Raw genomic sequence first — 18,769 nt, 5'->3', positions numbered from 1 at the left:
TGGCGCTTGTTTTGGCGCTAAATTCGACCCGCCAGCCGATTCACTCAGACTTTAAACTTCGCAGCATAATATCAGGGTGACTCAATCAGAATTCCGATACCGGCTTTTTGCAGGGACGCCATAGTTGAAATTGCGCCATGGCCGATGCGGAGAGGAACTTATGATCCGGTTTATTTCTCTCAATGCTTGTGGACGATTGGTGTGAATCCCCAGCCGATCAATAGCGATGCAGCTTCAATCCTATATAAACGCAACACGGTTACCACTCCACCGATTGTCTCTGACATTGGCGCAGATGGACAATCCTTCAATGTAGACGGAAGATAGTAACCAATTTGTTCAGTATCACCAAATAACAAGGTGGGTAGATGGGATTCCATCTACTAGATTCTAGTGGAATGGATTTCATCTACCTGCTGTCAATTACGGAACTGGCATCATTTATTCGCTTTCGCATAAAACACCATAGCATCAAGATTCCATGCGAATCTAACGAGAATCTGCGTGCGTGCGTGTTGACTCCATAACATAGCGTCGCTAGAATAGGGCTATAGTTTCATCATATTGCAAAAGATCGCTATGAAAATCGTTATCTTTGCTGACACATATTGTGATCAGGTGGAGAATGATGATCGATGCGTATCTCAGATTGTTCGGGTTAGGTAGCCCCCGATGGAGGCAGGTAGAATGAGAATGAATATGACTGTTGCTAGCATTGCGATGTTACTTTTAATTCTCCTGCTGACACTGATGGCATCGTGTGGCGGGGGAACGGAAAAGGCCACGACGCCGATGATTCCGTCCGGAGAAACGCAGCTAACGTCTACGTTATCAGCAACACCAACGGACGGAGCTATCGGTAGTCCAACAACTCCAGTCTCGTTCACACCTACTCCCACTGTTGAACAGGCGTCAATGACTGGGTGGACATGGCGGAATCCGTGGCCAACAGGAAATAATCTCGCTGATATCTGGGGCAGTTCTTCCACCGATGTCTTTGCCGTAGGAGGTGCGGGCACCATCCTGCACTACAAAGGCAGCACATGGAGCGTCATGCCCAGCGGCACCAGAAATGATCTCCGTGGTATCTGGGGCACCTCATCCTGCGATGTCTTTACCGTGGGAATTATGGGCACCATCCTGCACTGTAACGGCAGCGCTTGGAGCGTCATGCCCAGCGGCACCGAAAATTATCTCAGTGATGTTTGGGGCAGTTCCTCCTCCGATGTCTTCGCCGTGGGACAAGGGGGCACCATTCTGCACTACAACGGCAGCGCCTGGAGCGTCATGCCCAGCGACACCGGAAATCATCTCAGTGATGTCTGGGGCAGTTCGTCCTCCGATGTCTTTGCCGTGGGCGAGTTCCATGGTGTCATCCTGCACTATGACGGCAGCACCTGGAACGAAATGGCAGACAGCACCACAGGTGATGTCGCCGGCGTCTGGGGCAGTTCGTCCTCCGATGTCTTTGCCGTGGAAACTACGGGCGCCATCCGGCACTACAACGGCAGCGCCTGGAGCGCCATGACAAGCAGTAGCATCCCAGGCATCCGGGGTATCTGGGGCAGTTCGTCCTCCGATGTCTTTGCCGTGGGAGATCAGGGCATCATCCTGCACTACGACGGCAGCGCCTGGAGCACCGTGACCAAGGGCATCGCAAATGATCTTCTTGGTGTCTGGGGAAATTCCTCCTCCGATGTCCTTGCCGTGGATGATGCGGGCACTATCCTGCACTACAACGGCAGCATCTGGAGTATCATGGCCAGCGGCTACGGAGATTATCTCGGCGGTGCCACTCATCTTGCCGGTGCCTGGGGCAGTTCGCCCTCCGACGTCTTTGCCGTGGGAGAGGAAGGCACCATCTTCCACTATAACGGCAATGCCTGGAGTACCATGCCCACCGGCACCGAAAGCTATCTCACCGGTGTCTGGGGCAGTTCGCCCTCCGATGTCTTCGCCGTGGGAGAGCAAGGCACTATCCTCCACTACAACGGCAGCGATTGGAGCGAAATGACCAGCGGCACCATAACTGATCTCTGGAGCATATCGGGCAGTTCGCCCTCCAATGTCTTCGCCGTGGGATGGGAAACCTTTGGAAACGCCAGCATCCTCCATTACAACGGTAGCATCTGGGAAACCATAACCAACGATATCGGATATGATCTCAGAGATGTCTGGGGCAGTTCTTCATCTGATGTTTTTGCTGTAGGATGGGCCCCAGTTGAAAACTCCGGCGTCGTCCTGCACTATGATGGCAGTACCTGGAGCACTATGGCCAGCAGCACCCCAGATGGTCTCCTTGCCGTGTGGGGCAGCTCATCCTCCGACGTCTTTGCCGTGGGAGTTTTTGGTACCATCCTGCACTACAACGGCAGCACATGGAGCGAAATGTCCAGCGGCACCAGAAATCATCTCCTTGGGGCCTGGGGGAGTTCATCCGCCGATGTCTTCGTCGTGGGAGAGCGAGGCACCATCCTCCACTATTCAGGGGAGTAATGCCCCTTCGGCTTTAGCAAGATATCATAAAGAGTTTTTTGAGCTAGAGCTTGTTTTGATAAGCAAAACGCTCCATGATGAAGCTGGTTGTTCGACATATCTTCGCGGTCAAACTAAAACGAGCTATATCCCTAGAAAAGCGGCTTCCCCAGCCCTGCATCCGAAGCAGGTGCGCGCTTTTTGGCTTTCCTGCCAATCCACCCTTTAAACCAGATCCTCTCTGCGGTCACATAATCGGGGTTTGCTCCCTGAAGATCGTGGCAGATCTCGGGAACAGCCTTGAGCATGCGGAAGGTGAAATATCTGTCGGCGTCGATTCCAGGGAGTCTGGCGATTTCCCGTTGTTTGCGCACCCACTCGGGAGCGCTTCTCAGGCGGCATATCGGCTCCTTGGGAAACCAGATTCTCCCTCCGAAGTTGATGTCCCTGGGGCACATCGGAGCGGCGCATTCCTTCTCATAGCGGCATTCGACCGGTTCCAGCGCCAGGCGCAATTGCCTGGGCGGAATGCTCTTTCCGGCCCGCTTTCTTGATTTCTTCATTGGGGTGCTTCCCAGGGCGACCACACAGGATCGCCTTAGTTAATCTTTTTCCATGATATTGACGTACATCTCTTCCAGGGCGGATTGCTTTACCGAGAGATCAACCAGCGCCCAGTTCTGTTCCGAAATCTTCTGCAGAAGCCGGGCGATTTCGGAGACCTCCGAAGCCCGGAAGAGGTAGTTCCCGTCCCTTTTTTCATATCTGAGTTCGGCATCGGCTTTGAAGATCACCTCATACTCCCGTTTGCCGAACTTCCGGCGCATGGCTTCGATGGTGTCGCAGACCACCAGTTCGCCCTTTTTGATGATCGCCACCCGGTGGCAGATATATTCCACGTGAAACAGGTTATGGGCGCTCAGGACAATGGTCTTGCCCTGTCTGTTGAGGTTCTTGAGGTAATCGATAATGAAAAAGGATGTCAGCGGATCGAGTCCGGAGTTCGGTTCATCCAGCACCAGCAGTTGCGGATCATGAAGCAGGGTTCGAGCGATGGCCACCTTTCGCCGCATTCCCTTGGAAAGTTCGCCCGTGTATTTGTTCCGATCCTCCAGCTTCAGCGATTCCAGCAGCTCCTCGATGCGCGCCTTTGCCCGGTCCTTGGGCAATTTGTAAAGCTCGGCGAAGAACATCAGATAATCGGAAACGGTCATATTTTCATAGAGGGGGCTTTCTTCCGGCAGGTATCCGATCGACTGCTTGATCTGAGTGCTTTCTTTAGCCATGTTCCGGCCCATCACCTCGATGGTGCCGGAGGTGGGTGTCAGCAGGCCTACCATCATTTTGAGCGTGGTGGTTTTTCCTGCCCCGTTGTGCCCGATGATACCGAATATCTCTCCGTCCCTGACTTCAAGGTTCAGGTTCTTTACAGCATAGAAGTTCTTGTATTGTTTGTTGATCGACTGGAGTTTGATCATCAGATTCCTTTCTTTAAGAAGTCATGGTTAGGTTCTGATCAATCCCCTGGCCCCTACTCTTGGGGGAAGAGGCGAAATTTGGGGGACACCCCCAAACCCCCGGAAGGGAAGTATCCCTTCACTCGCTCTTGAATGCTGACCACAAGAGTCGCCCCTACTGACGGCTGATTACTGATGACTTCCAACTGGGTGATATCCCCATAGCCATTTCGGGGGCTGCCCTGAATCCTTTTGTGATGGCCCTCGGTACAATTAAAGAAAGTCTGATCAAGGGCTATCAATCCCCTGGCCCCTACTCTTGGGGGAAGGTTGGGGAATTCGGGGGACACCCCCGAACCCCCGGCAGGAGGAATCCTGCATCTCTTGATCAGCGCTTACCTGGCAAGCAGTCGGCAAATTTGGGCAAGCTTTGCGTCATTGCAGTGACGCTTAAATCATGAGCAACATTCTGACCATCTCCAAGCGTGAGATCACCCGCCTCAGGAGCCGGTTCACCGGAAAATCGCGGCTCGTCATGGTGGGAATTCTGGCGTTGGTGATGATCCTCTCGTATGTAATTTACCATCAAGAACTCTCTTTCAGCAAGGGGCTGTACACTATTGGCGTGTCCTCCGATGCCCCGGTAATCGCCGACCAGCGCTTCACCGTCCTGGCTGTTGATCCCGATTCTGCTTCTACCATGATTGATGATGGCACTATAGATGTCTATCTCGGGAAGGATGTTGTGGGTTGGGGTTCGAGTGAAAAGTCTCAATGCGCTCTCGGAGCGCTCAAGAAATATTTAGAAAAGCAAGAGCTGAACCGGATCGCGCAGGAGTACGAGATCGACCAAGCCTTTCCCCTGCGCATTGAGGTGCAGCACCTGCAGCGAGATGGCGACGATGTCCGCGAAAAGGCTCAAAAGTCCTCAATCGCTGATGCGCTCAACTCATCGTGGAAGAACTCGGAAGTCTCCGTAGCGGCTGGCCCACCACCGGCTGCAAAAGCCTCTGAATCTCAAGTTGCGCCTGCACTGGCAGCACCCACCCCCCTACAGTCAGGCACCCCCGCCTTCAGTCCCTCCAATGGCTCGTCTGTCAAGAGAGTCGATAGCTCCACCGATGCAGCTGTTCGAGATCAACTGAAAAATATGGATAGCGGCGGGTTACCCCAGTTCAAGGCAGAGTTCACTTCGGATAACGAGATCATCGTTCCCTCGTTGTTGAATCCGCCTATACCGCTTTCACAGGTATTGCTGGCCTTTTTGTATATCGTTCCCATATTCTTCGTCAGCGTGTTTTTCACCAGCAGCTTTATTGAAGAGAAGACCAACCGCAAGCTGGTCATCTTGATGTCGGCGCCGATTACCCCTTCCCAGATTATCCTGGGCAAGATGCTGCCCTATATCGGGTATTCCATTGGATGCATTATCGCCATCACCCTGGTGCTGAAAGGCAACGTCCTGATCGCGCTGGCGATATTCATACCGGTGATGCTGTTCATCCTCTCCGTCTATCTGATGGTGGCGTTGTTGTATCGCACCTTTAAGGATCAGACCTTCTTCTCGGTTCTGGCGGTGTGGATTATCACTGCCTATCTGGTGGCTCCGGCGATGTTCTCCGATACGAGCGACCTGAGCCACATTTCGCCGCTTACCCTGGCGGTCGAGATGTACCGGGGCGAATCCTTCTCCATCGCTCAGTATTTTCTTTCCACCATCCCGATGTACCTGGTTTTCGCGGTGACGATGTTCATCGGGACGCGCATTTTCAACGAAGAATTCCTGATGGGGTTCCGGCCGCTGCATACCAAGCTGAGCGAGGCGGCTTATCTGGCCATCGACCAGAATCACCTTAAAGCGTCGATCTTTGTGCTGAGCCTGTGTCTGGTGCCGGTGGTGTTCATGGCTCAGTTTGCCTCTATCGTTATCGCCTCAAATCTGAACGGGGTCCTCGGCTGGGGCGTGATATTGGCGCTGGCAGTTGTCACCGAAGAGATCGCCAAATCGACGGGCATCTTCGTGCTTTTGCAGAATAAGGTCATTGGCTCGCTCAAGAGTGTCGTTGTGCTGTCCTTCTTGTCGGCCCTGGGATTCCTGATCGGGGAAAAACTGTTGCTGTATCTGGCTCTCAGCGTCATGGACAGGTCCGAGTTCACGGATGCCATCTTTGGCTCCGGAATGCTGCTTGTCCCGCTGGCGCTGCACTTTGTGTGCACCACTGTGGTCTGTCTCATACCGGCGCGACTAGGGGTGAAATACTATGCCCTGGGCATCTTTGCGGGGGTGGTCATCCACGGAATTTACAATATGACGATTATCCTGGAGGCGCTGTCATGAGACGGTTCTGGATACTGGTAAGGAAAGAACTGCGATCGATCAAGAAAGAGAAGACGATTCTCTTTGCCATGCTGATCCAGTTCTTCATCGCTTCTTTTTCTTCGATTATGCTGACGGGCATCATGGCGTTCTATGATCCGACATCGATCGGCGAGAATTCCAATGTCAACATCAAAGTGGGATATGTTGGCGATGCTGCCAGCCCGGTGATGTATTCGCTGGTAGAGAAACGAAACATACAAGTGTTCCCCATCCCTGATATTGCGGGCGCAGAGAAAGCATTCCAATCAAACCAGCTTGATGCCATCGTGTCTGTTCCGGCCAGTGAGGCGGGAATAGTGGATATGCAGCTCTTCTTGCCGGAGTCGGATGCGCAGTCGACGGTCATCCTGATGACGCTGAACGAGCCTCTCAAAAAGGCCGAGAATGCGATGCGGGAAGCAAACGGGGTGCAACTCAACTATTCTGATCTTGAGGGAAAACCTAGCACCGACTATGAATTCCTCTATTCCATCATCATTCCCCTGCTGATGTTCTTCCCGGCGCTGATTGCCGGAAGCATCGTCATCGATACCTTCTCTGAGGAATTGGAGGGCAAGACGCTTGATACTCTATGGGCTGCGCCCATTTCTCTCAACCAGATATTTTCGTCCAAGGTGTTCGCTGCTATCCTGACAGCATTGTTCCAGTGCGCCTTATGGGTGGGCCTGTTGCGGATCAACGGTTTCTCTATAGAAAACCTCGTGCCGGTGCTTTCTCTTTCCGTTATCGTCGCTGCCGCTGTGTCATTTGCTGCAGGGATCATCGGGCTTTACTTCAAGGATAGAGAGCGTTCCCAGTTCATCTATTCGCTGGTGCTCCTTGGCGCTGTGGGGTTGAGCTACCTCTCGAACCCATCGCCTTTCAGCTTGTTGACCAGGCTGGCTGTTGGTGATTACTCTGTGGGACTGGGACAGGTGGCTTTGTATCTGCTTCCCCTGATGGGAGTAGCCGGCGTGTTTCTCCTGGCTTCGAAGAGGCTGGTGGCTGCGGAGAGGTGAGGAGGAAATCAGAAGAGAGAGGACGCCTCTGAGGCACCCCCTCTCTTCTCTTGAGCCTTTGTGAAAAGTTGCTCGTTACTGTTTAGGCCAGTACATCCTGGGTCTGTTTGCGCCGAATGAACACATATCCGGCCAGCCCCAAAACGCCTAAAGCTACCATGATGCCGGTGGCAATCTCGGGGGTGGGATAGCCGGGATCGCTGCAGGGGGATTGCAATTCCGAACACCCGTTGGTCATGATGCTATGAGAACTATTGGCGTCATTATTGGTGATTTCCAGAGCCAGATAGTCGTTCTGGGCTATTGTCTCGGAACCGGTTTGCGTCTGATATGCCAGCTGTTGCTTGCCGCTGTCCCAGGTCATTGATGCGGTACCGCTGATGGTAAAGGGTGTGAAATTGGCCCCATCCCAACTGCCGACGCGTATGGTCATATTGCCAGACCAATTGGAATCCAGACACAGGTGGGTAACCCAGGATCCATTGGGGAAGGTGACTCCGGTGGCCGGCTGGGCCGCTTCATCGGCCAGCCAGATCACGGTGGTGCTCTTTGGAATGCTGACACTGTCGCTTTGGCCATCATTCCCCAGACCGGTTTCCCTTTCCATCTGCTTGTCATTATCCAATTTCCAATGCTGGCTGGGAGTTGCTGCCATGGCTATGCCGGTGGCCATCAAAACCAGCGCGGAGAGAACTACTGCTATCATTACTATTAGTCCACGTCTTGTCTTCATCTAAACCCCCTTATTTCCTTTTCGTTAGGCCGCCATTCCTGCAGACCGCCTGCGGATGAACACATATCCCGCCAGTCCAAGGACTCCAAGCCCTACCAGGATTGCTGTGGCAATTTCAGGGGTAGGATAGCCCGGATCGCTGCAGGGGGACTGCAATTCCGAACACCCTTCCGTCAGCACATAATAGGATTTCACCTGATCAGAGTTGCTGACTTCCAGAGCCAGATAGTCGCCCGTTAATACTTCCTCCGAACCGGTCTGGGTCTGGACTTCCATTCGGAAGATATCAGTCCCTGTCACCCATCTCATGACGCCCTGGCTACTCAGCCCGAAAGTGTTGAAGCTTCCATTCCAGCTCCCCACACGAACGGAGATCAGAGCACTCAGAGCATCAGCGTCATCCTGGTCAATATCACTATCCTGATCCATATCCACTCCCTGGATGCACAGCTTGGTGATCCAATCTCCATCAGGGAAGGTCACATCCACCTTGGCTGCCTCATCGGCAATCCAGGTCGCTGTTCCGTTCACTTGCCCGTTGTTGGCAGGCACAGGCACGCTATTGTTGTTTCCATCCGCGCTGCCCTGGAGAAGATCGCCACCTGCATAGTACCGGTCCATTTCAAAGACATTGGTACCCACGATCGGTGTGTTGGCATCCAGTTTCCAGGTCTGGGTTGTGCATGGGCCCTGTGGCAATGGCTCCCAGTCCTTAGTGACGTTGTTGGAGTAGACCGGCGCACCGGCTTGATCCGGGAAGCTAGCTTTAATGACATCCTGGCCGACATTTCCGTTGCTGGCATAGGTCCAGGAGGCGTTTCCGGCGGCATCGGTGGCTATGGGGGTGCTAGTTTGTTGTCCTGCATTTGGCCCGGAAACTACCTGGAAACTAACCAAAATACCAGCCTGAGGTTGGCCCAGCAAATCGACTAGCGAAGCGGTCACGGTATGGGCCGTCCCGACAGGATTGGTCGCGGTGCGCGGCGTGAGCGTGATGCCGACGACGGCAACGCCGCAAGGGAGGCCATCGGGGTTGACCGGCTGCAGCAACATCTGTTGCCACACTTTAACCAAATTCCCACGTGCGGTGCTGGTGTCTGGTGTAGTAGTGGAGGTGCTGTAGTCCCAGTCAAATCCGTTGTAGATGATCAGACCGACACTACCAGCAGTTCCATACCTGGCATAACACTGTACCGGTCCGGTAACTTGGTTGTGATTAGTGCCGGACATGGCGACGCACCAGGCTGAGTCGAGCGTTGTCATGACGTTCATGTCCCCAATCGCGTCCGTTCCACTGTTAAGCAATGCGGCATCAATGTAGCTTGCATCTGATGCGTTGCTGCTGGCAAGGGTGCTATTCTCTACAATAGTCAAAGTCCCTGTTGCCCCATATGCACCGGGGTTATTTGTGGTGAATGGATAGGGTAGCCAAGAGTAGTCTTGACTGGAACACTCAGAATCGGAGATAATGAGCTTCTTGCCGGTTCCAACAAAGGCGATGAGGTCTGCCTTCGCCTGAGCGCTAAGGTTGTTCATATTGCAGTTCATCCCAGAGCTGCTAACATTAAGGAATACTGTATCATAATTAGCCAGATTGGCCGAATTCACATTTGCCGGTGACAGGGTGGTAAATGTGAAACCAGACAATGCCGGAAAGTACCCGCCATTCCATACAGTGAGCGATCCTATTACCGCCACGCTTGATGATTGAGTCATCGGCGGTGCGGCAGTTGCGCTGGTGACTGACACTGCCATCGCCACCACCATAACCAATACCAGAACAATTACAAATATCTTTCTCAAGCTGATCCTCCTTTTTTCGTTTGTTGGAGATGCTCCCTTTCATTCCCAATTGGTAGGATTTACGATGGTTGAGTGTTTGTATCTGCACCTCCTCTTCCGTCTTCTTTCCAGTAGCTGCTCTTTTTTGCTGCGTAAGATAGCGGGCAATCGCTATGATGGCGAGTGCCTTGCGGCAGCGCCGGCTTCGATACTATTCTGCCAGGACGAATCGCCCGCCTGCTCTGGCCTAACCCGGCATAGCCAGAACCAAAAAGTTGAAGCATAATTTCTCAGTTTCAACTCAGATTCAGCCCCAAAATATCTTGACACTTTTGCATAAGATTTCGCCCTTAAGGGACTAACATGGCACCATATGCCGAAGGTTCGACAAAAGGCTAGCCTCCTCGCACCTTCTGATCCGAAAAAACTAGCAATAGATGCAGTTGTCCCTAGACCTCGGATAACGATAATTAACACTTTATCATTATCATCCGGAAATGTCAGTAAACAGGAGGTAAAATTGCGGTAAACAAGTGGTTCAAAAGGTCGCTTTCAGGAATGAATGGGCATGGCTGTGTTCGTCAGTTCAAATGACGAGTCAGAGTGCATCTGCCGGATATTATTCCTTCACTTCTGAAGAGCTTCTCGCTATAATATGAACAAATGATCAAGCGTTTTCTCGTAGACGCGTGAACAAGGAGCCTTTGGATGAAAAAGAGCGTTGAAGGCACGGGCGGGTTTCACCATCACTATCCCCGGCTGGCAGTGGTGGTCACTTGCCATGCGCAGGGGAAGGATAATGCCATGACCGTGGCCTGGCACAGCTCCGTTTCCCAGAAGCCGCCGCTTATAGGGATTTCCATCGCGCCCAAGCGATATACCTATGAACTGATACTGGAGGCCGGGGAATTCGGGGTCAACTTTCTGCCACTTGAGATGGGAGAGCTTATCGCCGCAGTCGGGGGCGTTACGGGGAAGGACGTAGATAAATTTGCCAGGTTCAATATTGCCAGAGAGCAACCGCTGAAGACCAGTGTGCCGATTTTGGCCGATGCCTATGCGGCTTACGAGTGCCGGTTGGTGGAGCATCGGACATACGGCGACCACGAATGGTTCGTGGGAGAAGTGGTCGCCACCCACGTCACCGAAGGGGCATTCACCCCGGCGGGAATTCTCGATCTGGGCCATGTGAATCCAGCCCTCTTTCTGGGGGCGGAAACGTATGCCACAACTTCCAAAGAGAGCCTTCGGCATCTGGAGCGAGCTCGTTATGGGAAGGGCTTGGAATAGGCCTTAATCGGCCATTCTCTCACCTTCGGGTTTTTCTCCGAGATGCTGCCTCATCTCACTTACGCTCTGGAGCAGATTCTGAAATTGTGTTGTTTGCTTGGAAAAGACTCGTTTCAAGAATCTGGTGCCCTCTTTGCCATGCCGAAATCGCTCATATCTGGAGTCGATCAGCGTTTTGGGGGATTGGGTTTGAATCTGAAGCAATTCCCGAAGGATGACGTTCTTCAGTAAGCGGGCGGCTTCTTCCGGGTCGGTGTGGGCTCCTCCTGCAGGCTCCGGCACTACGATGTCAATCACCCCAAGCTCACTGCAATCGGCAGCTGTGAGCCTTAGAGCCACCGCGAGTTCTTCTGCTCTTTTGACATCCCGGAAGAAGATCGAGGCAGCCCTCTCCGGTGAGATCACTGAAAAGAAGGCATTTTCCATAATAAGAGTTCGATTGGCGATTCCGAGCGCCAGAGCGCCCTCGCTGCCTCCCTGTCCGATGATCACCGAAATCACCGGCACGGGCAGCTCGAAGAGAAGGGCAATGGTTGAAGCAATCGCATGTCCGATTCCCCTTTCCTCCGATTCCGGACCCGGATAGGCGCCGGGGGTATCGATGAGATTGATGAGCGGCAGATTGAACTTGGCCGCCAGGCGCATGGCTCGCTTGGCCTTGCGGAATCCCTCCGGTCCGGCATGTCCTTCGTTGTGGTCTCGCTGTTGCCCGATGACGATGACGGCTTCCCCTCCGAATTCAGCCAGACCGCACACAATCGCCGGGTCGTCACTGTAAGATCGGTCCCCATGGATTTCGATGAAGGTGGAGGTGATGCGGGAGATATAGTCCATAGCTGTAGGCCGTTCCTCATGTCTGGCCAGCTGAATGGCTTCCCAGGCCTGTTCCTGGGGATGGGTGGGCGCCATGTAAGGGCTGACTTTTTTTCGCATTCCCAAGCGGTATCTGGAGCTCAGCATGTCGAGGACCGTTGAGATGAAGTGGCGCAATCGGGTTCGATCAACGATCTGGTCAATCAGGCCATGATCGAGGTGTGATTCGGAAGTGTGTTCGATCTCCGTGATCTGGTTTTCGCTTGCCCACTCCGCCACTCGTATCGGAGCAAATCCGACCATTGCCTTTGGCTCAGCGATAATCATATCTCCCAGGCTGGCGAAACTGGCATAGACTTCACCGGTAGTGGGGTGAGTCAGGATGGAAATATGGGGCAATCGATTATCGTGGAGCTTTTTGGCTGCGGCTACCGTCTTGGCCATTTGCATCAGAGAAAGAACCCCTTCTTCGATTCTGGCCCCGCCCGATGAGACGACTGTAATCACAGGGAGCTTCTTCTTCACTGCGGTTTCAAAAGCCATGGCGATCCGCTCGCCGACCACGATGCCCATGTTTCCGCCCAGGAAGCCAAAGTCCAGCACCACCAGAACCGTCGGATTGCCGCCGATGGTGCAGATGCCCGTCACCACTGCCTCGGAGAGCCCGGTTCTCCTTTGGGCTTCGTGGATGCGCTCCTGATAGGAAACATTCCCCGGGAGCTGGGCTGAACTTGAAGTCGCTTGGGTTCGGTGAATTTTTTGAAAACTGTTTGGATCGGCCAGGAGCTGTATCCTTTCCAAGGCCGAGATGCTGTGATGAAATCGGCACTCTTCACAGACGCGATATTGCTGATACAGCTCGGATTTGGCCAGATCAGCGCCGCAAGAAACACACTGAGCTTCCTCTTCCGGCAATCGCTTCATGGGATTCAGAAAAAGATACTTGGGTCTTCTATTCCGCTGCCTCTTTCTTTCTACAACGTAGGTCACATATGAAATCATTTGCTTCATGGTTCCCCCTCCCAAGGATTTTCAAAATCATCGGATTCCCCGGATTCAAGTAGTCCTTCCACTTCGAGCTGCTCCATGATTCGAGAAGCTCGTTGATAGCCGATATGAAGCTTGCGCTGGAGGAGAGAGGCAGAAACGTGACTGGCCTCCTCGCATAACTGCCTGGCTTTTTCCAGGAGGGGATCTATGTCCAATCTCTCAACAGGCAGGGCAGCAAAATCCTTTGCTACATGATCTGCTTCCGGGGGGAAATGCCTTGCCGCCCATTTTTTCCAAAAACCCACCAAACGTTCCATTTCTTCATCGGATACATAACATCCCCTGATTCGTTTTGGCTTGCTGACGTCCGAAGGGAGGTAAAGCATATCGCCCTTCCCCAGAAGTTTCTCGGCGCCAATTGAATCGAGAATGGTGCGGGAATCGATCGAGGAAACGACGGCGAAACTGATCCGGGTGGGAAAGTTGGCCTTGATGAGCCCGGTGATGACATCCACCGATGGCCGCTGAGTGGCTATGATGAGATGGATTCCAGTGGCCCGCGCCAGCTGAGCCAGCCGGCAGATCAAGGGCTCGACGATATCCGGTGTGGTCATCATCAGGTCGGCGAGCTCATCGATTACGGCTACGATGTAGGGTATTTTCTCGGCGACTCTGGGGCTCTTGTTGTAAGTCTCGATATTGCGGACTCCAACGGAGGCGAACTTACGGTAGCGGATGTCCATTTCCGCCGTTAACCGTCTCAGGCTATCGACTGCTTGATCGGATTCTACTACCACTGGGGTTATCAGGTGGGGAACATCATTAAAGGCCACCATCTCAACTCTCTTGGGGTCAATGAGAAGCAGTCGCACTTCATACGGTGTAGTCTGTGAGAGAATGCAGCTCACGATGCAGTTGAGGCAAACGCTTTTCCCGCTTCCGGTAGCGCCGGCGATGAGCAAATGGGGCATCTTGGCCAGGTCGCCGGAGGACGCCTCTCCCCCGGCACCCAGCCCCAAAGCGATGGCCAGGCTGGACTTGGCGGCGATCTTTTGAAAGGAAGGACTCTCAATAACACTGCGCAGAGAGACGATGGCAGTGCTCACATTGGGAACTTCGATCCCCACTAGTGCCTTTCCGGGCACCGGCGCTTCAATTCGAATATCGGAGACAGCCAATGCCAGTGCGAGGTTATTGGCAAGCGCGGTAATGCGCTCCACTTTGACTCGGGTTTTCGATATTTCTTCTTGATGTGTTTTCGGGTTGCCGTTCTTATCGAGTTTGGGCTTGCCGTTTAGGTCCTTTTCGACAATCTTCTTGTATTTGCGATCCCATCCCGGTTCTATGCCGAATTGAGTGACCGAAGGTCCCGGATTGACCTGCTGCACTTTGGCATCGACGCCATAACTGGAGAGCGCTTCCTCAATGATCCGGGCGCGATCATCGTTATTGGCTTGCGCGAAGCTGGTCTTGGGAGATTCGTCCAGAATCTCAATGGGGGGCAATTCCCGGTTGGTATCAAGAGAAATGATCACTTCATCTATCGGCGTTTCCTCCGGTTCTGCCGCCGGGACGGCGACCATTTCCGGAGAGGGCTTTCGGGTTCTTCTTAAGGATCGTCCCACCGGTTTCTTTGTTCCCTCTTTGCTCTTCGATGCTTCAGGCGCTTTCTCTGCATCCGGATTGGGACGTAAGAGAGAACCTATTTTGGCCCATATGAAGCGAGCGGCGGAGAGTATCCATCCCGGTATCTGCTTGATAAAAGGCCATGATTTGGTTGCAAGCAGGACGAGGAGTTTTCGGCTCATGTCCCAGGAAAACCGGCATGCTTTTATGGCGAAGTCAAAGGAGTGTCTGGGGATGATGAAGACCGTGCCAAGAACAACCAGGCTCATCAGATGCGCCCAACTGTAAGATTCGCCGCGGATAAATCGCCCCACAGAGCCGGCCAGTGTGACGTCCTCATCGGCTAGGGAGACATCAGCGATGGTGATCGCGGGACGAAACAAGGCCATTATGCCCAGAAGAGCAGTGCTGAGGATGAGGGCTCCGATCCAGCAGTTCCAGTACTTTCGCATGCTGCTGATACGGTCTTGCCATATAATAGCGATGACGATCACAATCCATATGATGATGGGAATCCATCCGAAGCCCAATGCCTTGAGGAGATCCGTGCCCCCGACCTCGAGTGCGATGAAGAGTGCTCCGCTGGCAAGAAGGGCTGTGAGAACAACGGCTCCCACTTTGTAAGACAGATTGGATATAAAGGAGCGTATGGCGCCTGGACCTTTGCCATTTCCTTTTGATTTTGCTGTGGCTCTCTTTCGCTTCACATTGCGCCTGGTCATATGCACATCATTCCAAGAGTCCTGTGGAAAATGAGGCTCTCTATGGCAACCGATCAAAACATGCTGAGCTGTTTGGGCTCGGGCTGCGGTTTGGTATCCTCGAGCTGGGCCAGAATCTCCGGGAGCTTGAGTATATCCGCTTCGATGGTCTTGCGCAGGCTTTGCTGATGCAGAGCCGCTGCGGGATGGTACATGGCAAAGAAAATTCGGCCGTTACTCTTCAGGGCCGTGCCGTGAATTTTGCTGATGCTGGCCCCGGGAAAGAATTTGGCCATGGAGTGGCGTCCCAGTGTGACAATTGCCTTTGGGGCGATAACTTCGATCTGGCGGTCCAGCCATTTCCGGCAGGCCTCTATTTCTTTGGGGAGCGGATCGCGGTTCTCCGGAGGCCGACATTTGATGACGTTGCAGATATACACCTGCCTTCGGTCGAGATTGATTGAAGTCAGCAGTTGATCAAGGAATTTCCCCGCCGCCCCCACGAAAGGTCGACCCTGCTGATCTTCATGGAATCCTGGTGCTTCGCCAACAAACATGATTTCAGCATTTTCCGCCCCTTCACCAGGCACTACATGATTTCGGCATCCTGCCAGTTCGCAGTCTCGACATTGGGAGATTTCATCACATAAATCAGCTAGTAACGTCACATCCGCGCCTCTCTGGATGAGAGTAATAAAAGACCACGGCCGGAGACGGCCGTGTGCTTTATGTTATTTGACCCCGAAAATTCGGTTAGGACGCACTCCGATAATGCTTCACCGCCAGTATCCATAGCTCCACCTTTTTTGTTCCGGATTCAGTTGATGGGAGAGGAAGAGCGGTTTTCATGACCATCGTCGTTATTTATTCGTCCTCGAATCCGTGTTCTTTCAGATACTCAACCGCATCTTTCACGCCGCGGAGATTCTCTGCGTCTTCATCGGGTATCTCAAAGGGCTCGTTGTCTTTTCCGAATTCTTCCTCGAAGGCCATTACCAGCTCAACCAGATCGAGGGAATCCGCATTGAGGTCATCAGCGAATGAAGCGTCCATGGTGACTTCATCTTCTTCGACACCAAGTTGCTCCACTACAATTTTTTTCACCCGCTCAAACACTGTGGCCATTCTTTTTCCTCCCTGAAAGATTTCAAAGGTGATTATAGCATGAAAACTAGCGCTGTTGTACAAGGGTCGCACTGACAGAACCTAGAACTCCGTTGACGAACCTTGAAGAGTTTCTGCTGCCAAACGATTTTGCCAGTTCCACGGCCTCGTTTATGGCTACTTTGACCGGTACGCTGCCATCGATCATCAACTCAAAAATGGCCAGACGCAATATCGCTCGATCAATCAGCGCAAGCTGTTCTACTGGGAAGCTTGGCGCGAACTTGTGGATCTGGCTATCGAGTTCCTCTGTGTTTTCCAGCACCCCGCTGACGATTTGTTGGGCGAAGAGGGCGATATCCTCTGAAACGGATTTCTCCTGGGTCGCGCGCAGGATAGAAGCAATGGGATCGTGTCCCACGCAGTCAAATTCGTATAAGGCCTGTAAGGCGATTATTCTGGCTTTTCTTCGAGAACTGACCATGTAGTTAAAACTCTCATTATTTAGTTAAGTCCAAGAAAGGGCAGCGACTTTATTAGCACGAGCGAATGGGGAGGGAGTGATTACTCCGTTCAAACTGGCGACAGCAAATCCTGAGAATGTATGGCTGAGATAGAGGCCACATCGTTGATGTTGATGACCCTTACCTCGCTGTTGATCCTTTTTATCAACCCGGTAAGTACCTGGCCGGGGCCAATCTCAATAAAGGTGTCTACTCCTGAACTGATCATGTATTCGATTGAGGATTGCCAGCGGACGCAGCCGCATACCTGGTTCACAATCTCCTCTCTCATTTCTTTGGCGGTTGATTTGGGCTCGGCTGTGGTATTGGCCACGATTGGAATCGCTGCCTGGTGGAACTCAAACTGAGAAACGGCCTTGGCTAAACCTTTGGCCGCGGGCTTCATCAGATAAGAGTGGAAGGCGCCGCCCACCTCGAGTCGAATAACCCTTTTGGCTCCTCTGGCCTTGGCCAGGTCCATCGCCCAGGCCAGACCGTTATGCGTGCCGCTGATAGCGATTTGCTCCGGGCAATTAAGGTTCGCGATCTGGGTGCCGGTTTCCTGACAAACCTCTTCCAGAGTTACCAGATCGAGTCCGATAATGGCCGCCATGCCGCCGGGCCGGTTCTCACCGGCTTCCTGCATCAGGCGAGCGCGTTCCTGAACCAGGCGGATGCCTTCGGAAAAGCTGAGCACACCTGCGGCTACCAGTGCGGTAAACTCACCCAGGCTGTGCCCGGCGACGAAGGCAGGCTGAATGTGATGCCCGTTTCCAAAGGCTGCCTGCAGAAAGGCCAAGCTGGCGGTCATCACCGCTGGCTGGGTGTTGATTGTTTGACGAAGCTTCTCCTCGGGGCCATCGAAGCAGAGTTTGGATATTGAAAATCCCAGCGCGTCATCGGCTTCTTCAAAGATGCGTCTGGCTGCCGGTGATTGATTGACCAGATCAACCCCCATACCCACTTTCTGCGATCCCTGGCCAGGAAAAACGAACGCTATCCTATTCATTGATCACCGCCGCACGTGAATTTGTGATTCGGCTGGGTGTTGACGCTGTCAGGGTTGCCTTTCCTCGCCGGTGTTGTAGGCAGGATGATCGAATATGATCTCCATTTGATTATGCCTTGGTCTTGTTGACCTGGGTTACGTCTCTTCCCCGATAAGTTCCGCAGACCGGGCATACCTGGTGGGGAGGTTTCGGAGTATGACACTGTGGGCATTCGGATAAGCTGGGAATAGGATAGGCTCGGTGACTTTGCCTTGTTGCCTGTCGGCACTTTGATGTTTTTCTTTTGGGTAATGCCATGTAGTTTCAACCTCGCTTTTTTCTTCCGGCCATTTTATCTGGAGAGTATCTCTCGCAAGGCAGACCAGCGAGGATCAGCAGGCTCTTCCGAACAATGGCAGGGGCCATGGTTTAGATTATGGCCACATTGTTGACATAATCCAGCACACTTCGGCTGGCAGATCGTTTTGATGGGGAGATTGAGCTGAATGTTTTGCCGCACTGCTTCGCTCAGGTCCATGATATGATCCTGGCCGATGGTGAATCCATCGATCTCTTCGCTTGTTAGTAAAGGCTCATCAGTTACCACATCTCTGGCCGGGAAAAATTCCTCTTCAATTTTGAATGCCAGCGAATGCTCGAACTCTTCCAGACATCGGCTGCAGATGCTGTGGCTGGCGGTTTTGGCTTGCCCCGTCACCAGAATGCTGCGGTTAGTGCGTACCAACGTCACGAGCGCTTTTACAGAATAACCTTCCGGAGTGAATTCATCGATAGAATAAGTGCGACGATCACCCAGAGGGCCCATAAGCTGCTGCGAAACATTGATTTTCATGACCAATTATATGACTCCCCAAGATTAGCTTATTGTAGAGATAAAGCCGGCCGTTTGTCAAGCTGCCGGTTCGAA

The 18,769-nt window shown here is 52.9% G+C and carries 16 protein-coding genes; 4 read left to right on the top strand and 12 right to left on the bottom strand.

Going from position 1 to position 18,769, the window contains the following annotated elements; genetic code table 11:
* Positions 1 to 699: 699 nt before the first annotated feature.
* Positions 700 to 2,496 (top strand): glucosyltransferase-I, encoded by a 1,797-nt coding sequence (locus tag PHV74_03195; protein ID MDD5093372.1) that lies wholly within the window; start codon positions 700 to 702, stop codon positions 2,494 to 2,496.
* A gap of 131 nt (positions 2,497 to 2,627) precedes the next feature.
* Here the strand turns inward: PHV74_03195 and PHV74_03190 are convergent, their stop codons facing one another.
* Both PHV74_03190 and PHV74_03185 read right to left on the bottom strand, forming a co-directional pair.
* Positions 2,628 to 3,038, bottom strand: coding sequence for a hypothetical protein (locus tag PHV74_03190; GenBank protein ID MDD5093371.1), 411 nt, complete (start codon positions 3,036 to 3,038; stop codon positions 2,628 to 2,630).
* Positions 3,039 to 3,077: 39 nt separating this feature from the next.
* Complete coding sequence (locus PHV74_03185; protein MDD5093370.1) at positions 3,078 to 3,953, bottom strand: ABC transporter ATP-binding protein; 876 nt, start codon at positions 3,951 to 3,953, stop codon at positions 3,078 to 3,080.
* Positions 3,954 to 4,389: 436 nt separating this feature from the next.
* On the opposite strand from PHV74_03185, the gene PHV74_03180 reads away from it, so the two are divergent.
* Both PHV74_03180 and PHV74_03175 read left to right on the top strand, forming a co-directional pair.
* Positions 4,390 to 6,270, top strand: coding sequence for an ABC transporter permease (locus PHV74_03180; GenBank protein MDD5093369.1), 1,881 nt, complete (start codon positions 4,390 to 4,392; stop codon positions 6,268 to 6,270).
* Positions 6,267 to 7,310 carry an ABC transporter permease gene (locus PHV74_03175; protein ID MDD5093368.1) on the top strand — a complete coding sequence of 348 codons (1,044 nt, stop codon included), beginning with the start codon at positions 6,267 to 6,269 and terminating at the stop codon, positions 7,308 to 7,310. The genes PHV74_03180 and PHV74_03175 overlap by 4 nt, the downstream gene beginning before the upstream one ends.
* An 82-nt stretch (positions 7,311 to 7,392) precedes the next feature.
* On the opposite strand, the gene PHV74_03170 is transcribed toward PHV74_03175, so the two are convergent.
* Together PHV74_03170 and PHV74_03165 are read right to left on the bottom strand one after the other, a co-directional pair.
* Positions 7,393 to 8,043 carry a hypothetical protein gene (locus tag PHV74_03170; GenBank protein MDD5093367.1) on the bottom strand — a complete coding sequence of 217 codons (651 nt, stop codon included), beginning with the start codon at positions 8,041 to 8,043 and terminating at the stop codon, positions 7,393 to 7,395.
* 24 nt (positions 8,044 to 8,067) lie between these two features.
* Entirely contained in the window at positions 8,068 to 9,846 is a 1,779-nt protein-coding gene (locus PHV74_03165; GenBank protein ID MDD5093366.1) for a hypothetical protein, read from the bottom strand.
* Between the two features lie 687 nt (positions 9,847 to 10,533).
* Between PHV74_03165 and PHV74_03160 the strand changes: the two genes are divergently transcribed.
* On the top strand, positions 10,534 to 11,115 hold the full coding sequence (locus PHV74_03160; protein ID MDD5093365.1) for a flavin reductase family protein: 582 nt from the start codon (positions 10,534 to 10,536) through the stop codon (positions 11,113 to 11,115).
* 3 nt (positions 11,116 to 11,118) lie between these two features.
* Here PHV74_03160 and PHV74_03155 read toward each other — a convergent pair whose 3' ends face one another.
* The 8 genes from PHV74_03155 to PHV74_03120 all read right to left on the bottom strand — a co-directional run bounded on the left by PHV74_03155 (position 11,119) and on the right by PHV74_03120 (position 18,694).
* Positions 11,119 to 12,939: an acetyl-CoA carboxylase carboxyltransferase subunit alpha/beta gene (locus PHV74_03155; protein ID MDD5093364.1), complete on the bottom strand. Its 1,821-nt coding sequence runs from the start codon at positions 12,937 to 12,939 to the stop codon at positions 11,119 to 11,121.
* Positions 12,936 to 15,266 carry a DNA translocase FtsK gene (locus PHV74_03150; GenBank protein MDD5093363.1) on the bottom strand — a complete coding sequence of 777 codons (2,331 nt, stop codon included), beginning with the start codon at positions 15,264 to 15,266 and terminating at the stop codon, positions 12,936 to 12,938. The genes PHV74_03155 and PHV74_03150 overlap by 4 nt, the downstream gene beginning before the upstream one ends.
* Positions 15,267 to 15,319: 53 nt before the next feature.
* On the bottom strand, positions 15,320 to 15,883 hold the full coding sequence (locus PHV74_03145) for a uracil-DNA glycosylase (protein MDD5093362.1): 564 nt from the start codon (positions 15,881 to 15,883) through the stop codon (positions 15,320 to 15,322).
* Between the two features lie 226 nt (positions 15,884 to 16,109).
* The gene (locus PHV74_03140) at positions 16,110 to 16,370 is read right to left on the bottom strand and encodes an acyl carrier protein (protein MDD5093361.1); all 261 of its coding nucleotides are present in this window, start codon (positions 16,368 to 16,370) and stop codon (positions 16,110 to 16,112) included.
* 46 nt (positions 16,371 to 16,416) lie between these two features.
* Positions 16,417 to 16,833 (bottom strand): transcription antitermination factor NusB, encoded by a 417-nt coding sequence (gene nusB / locus PHV74_03135; protein ID MDD5093360.1) that lies wholly within the window; start codon positions 16,831 to 16,833, stop codon positions 16,417 to 16,419.
* Positions 16,834 to 16,922: 89 nt separating this feature from the next.
* Positions 16,923 to 17,861 carry an ACP S-malonyltransferase gene (fabD, locus tag PHV74_03130; GenBank protein ID MDD5093359.1) on the bottom strand — a complete coding sequence of 313 codons (939 nt, stop codon included), beginning with the start codon at positions 17,859 to 17,861 and terminating at the stop codon, positions 16,923 to 16,925.
* 109 nt (positions 17,862 to 17,970) lie between these two features.
* Positions 17,971 to 18,159, bottom strand: a complete 189-nt coding sequence (gene rpmF, locus PHV74_03125; GenBank protein ID MDD5093358.1) for a 50S ribosomal protein L32 — start codon at positions 18,157 to 18,159, stop codon at positions 17,971 to 17,973.
* Between the two features lie 34 nt (positions 18,160 to 18,193).
* The gene (locus PHV74_03120; GenBank protein ID MDD5093357.1) at positions 18,194 to 18,694 is read right to left on the bottom strand and encodes a DUF177 domain-containing protein; all 501 of its coding nucleotides are present in this window, start codon (positions 18,692 to 18,694) and stop codon (positions 18,194 to 18,196) included.
* Between the last annotated feature and the right edge of the window lie 75 nt (positions 18,695 to 18,769).

Source organism: Dehalococcoidia bacterium (assembly GCA_028711995.1).
In the GTDB taxonomy this organism is placed as follows: domain Bacteria; phylum Chloroflexota; class Dehalococcoidia; order SZUA-161; family SpSt-899; genus JAQTRE01.
This window is presented reverse-complemented; position numbering and strand designations above follow the sequence as displayed.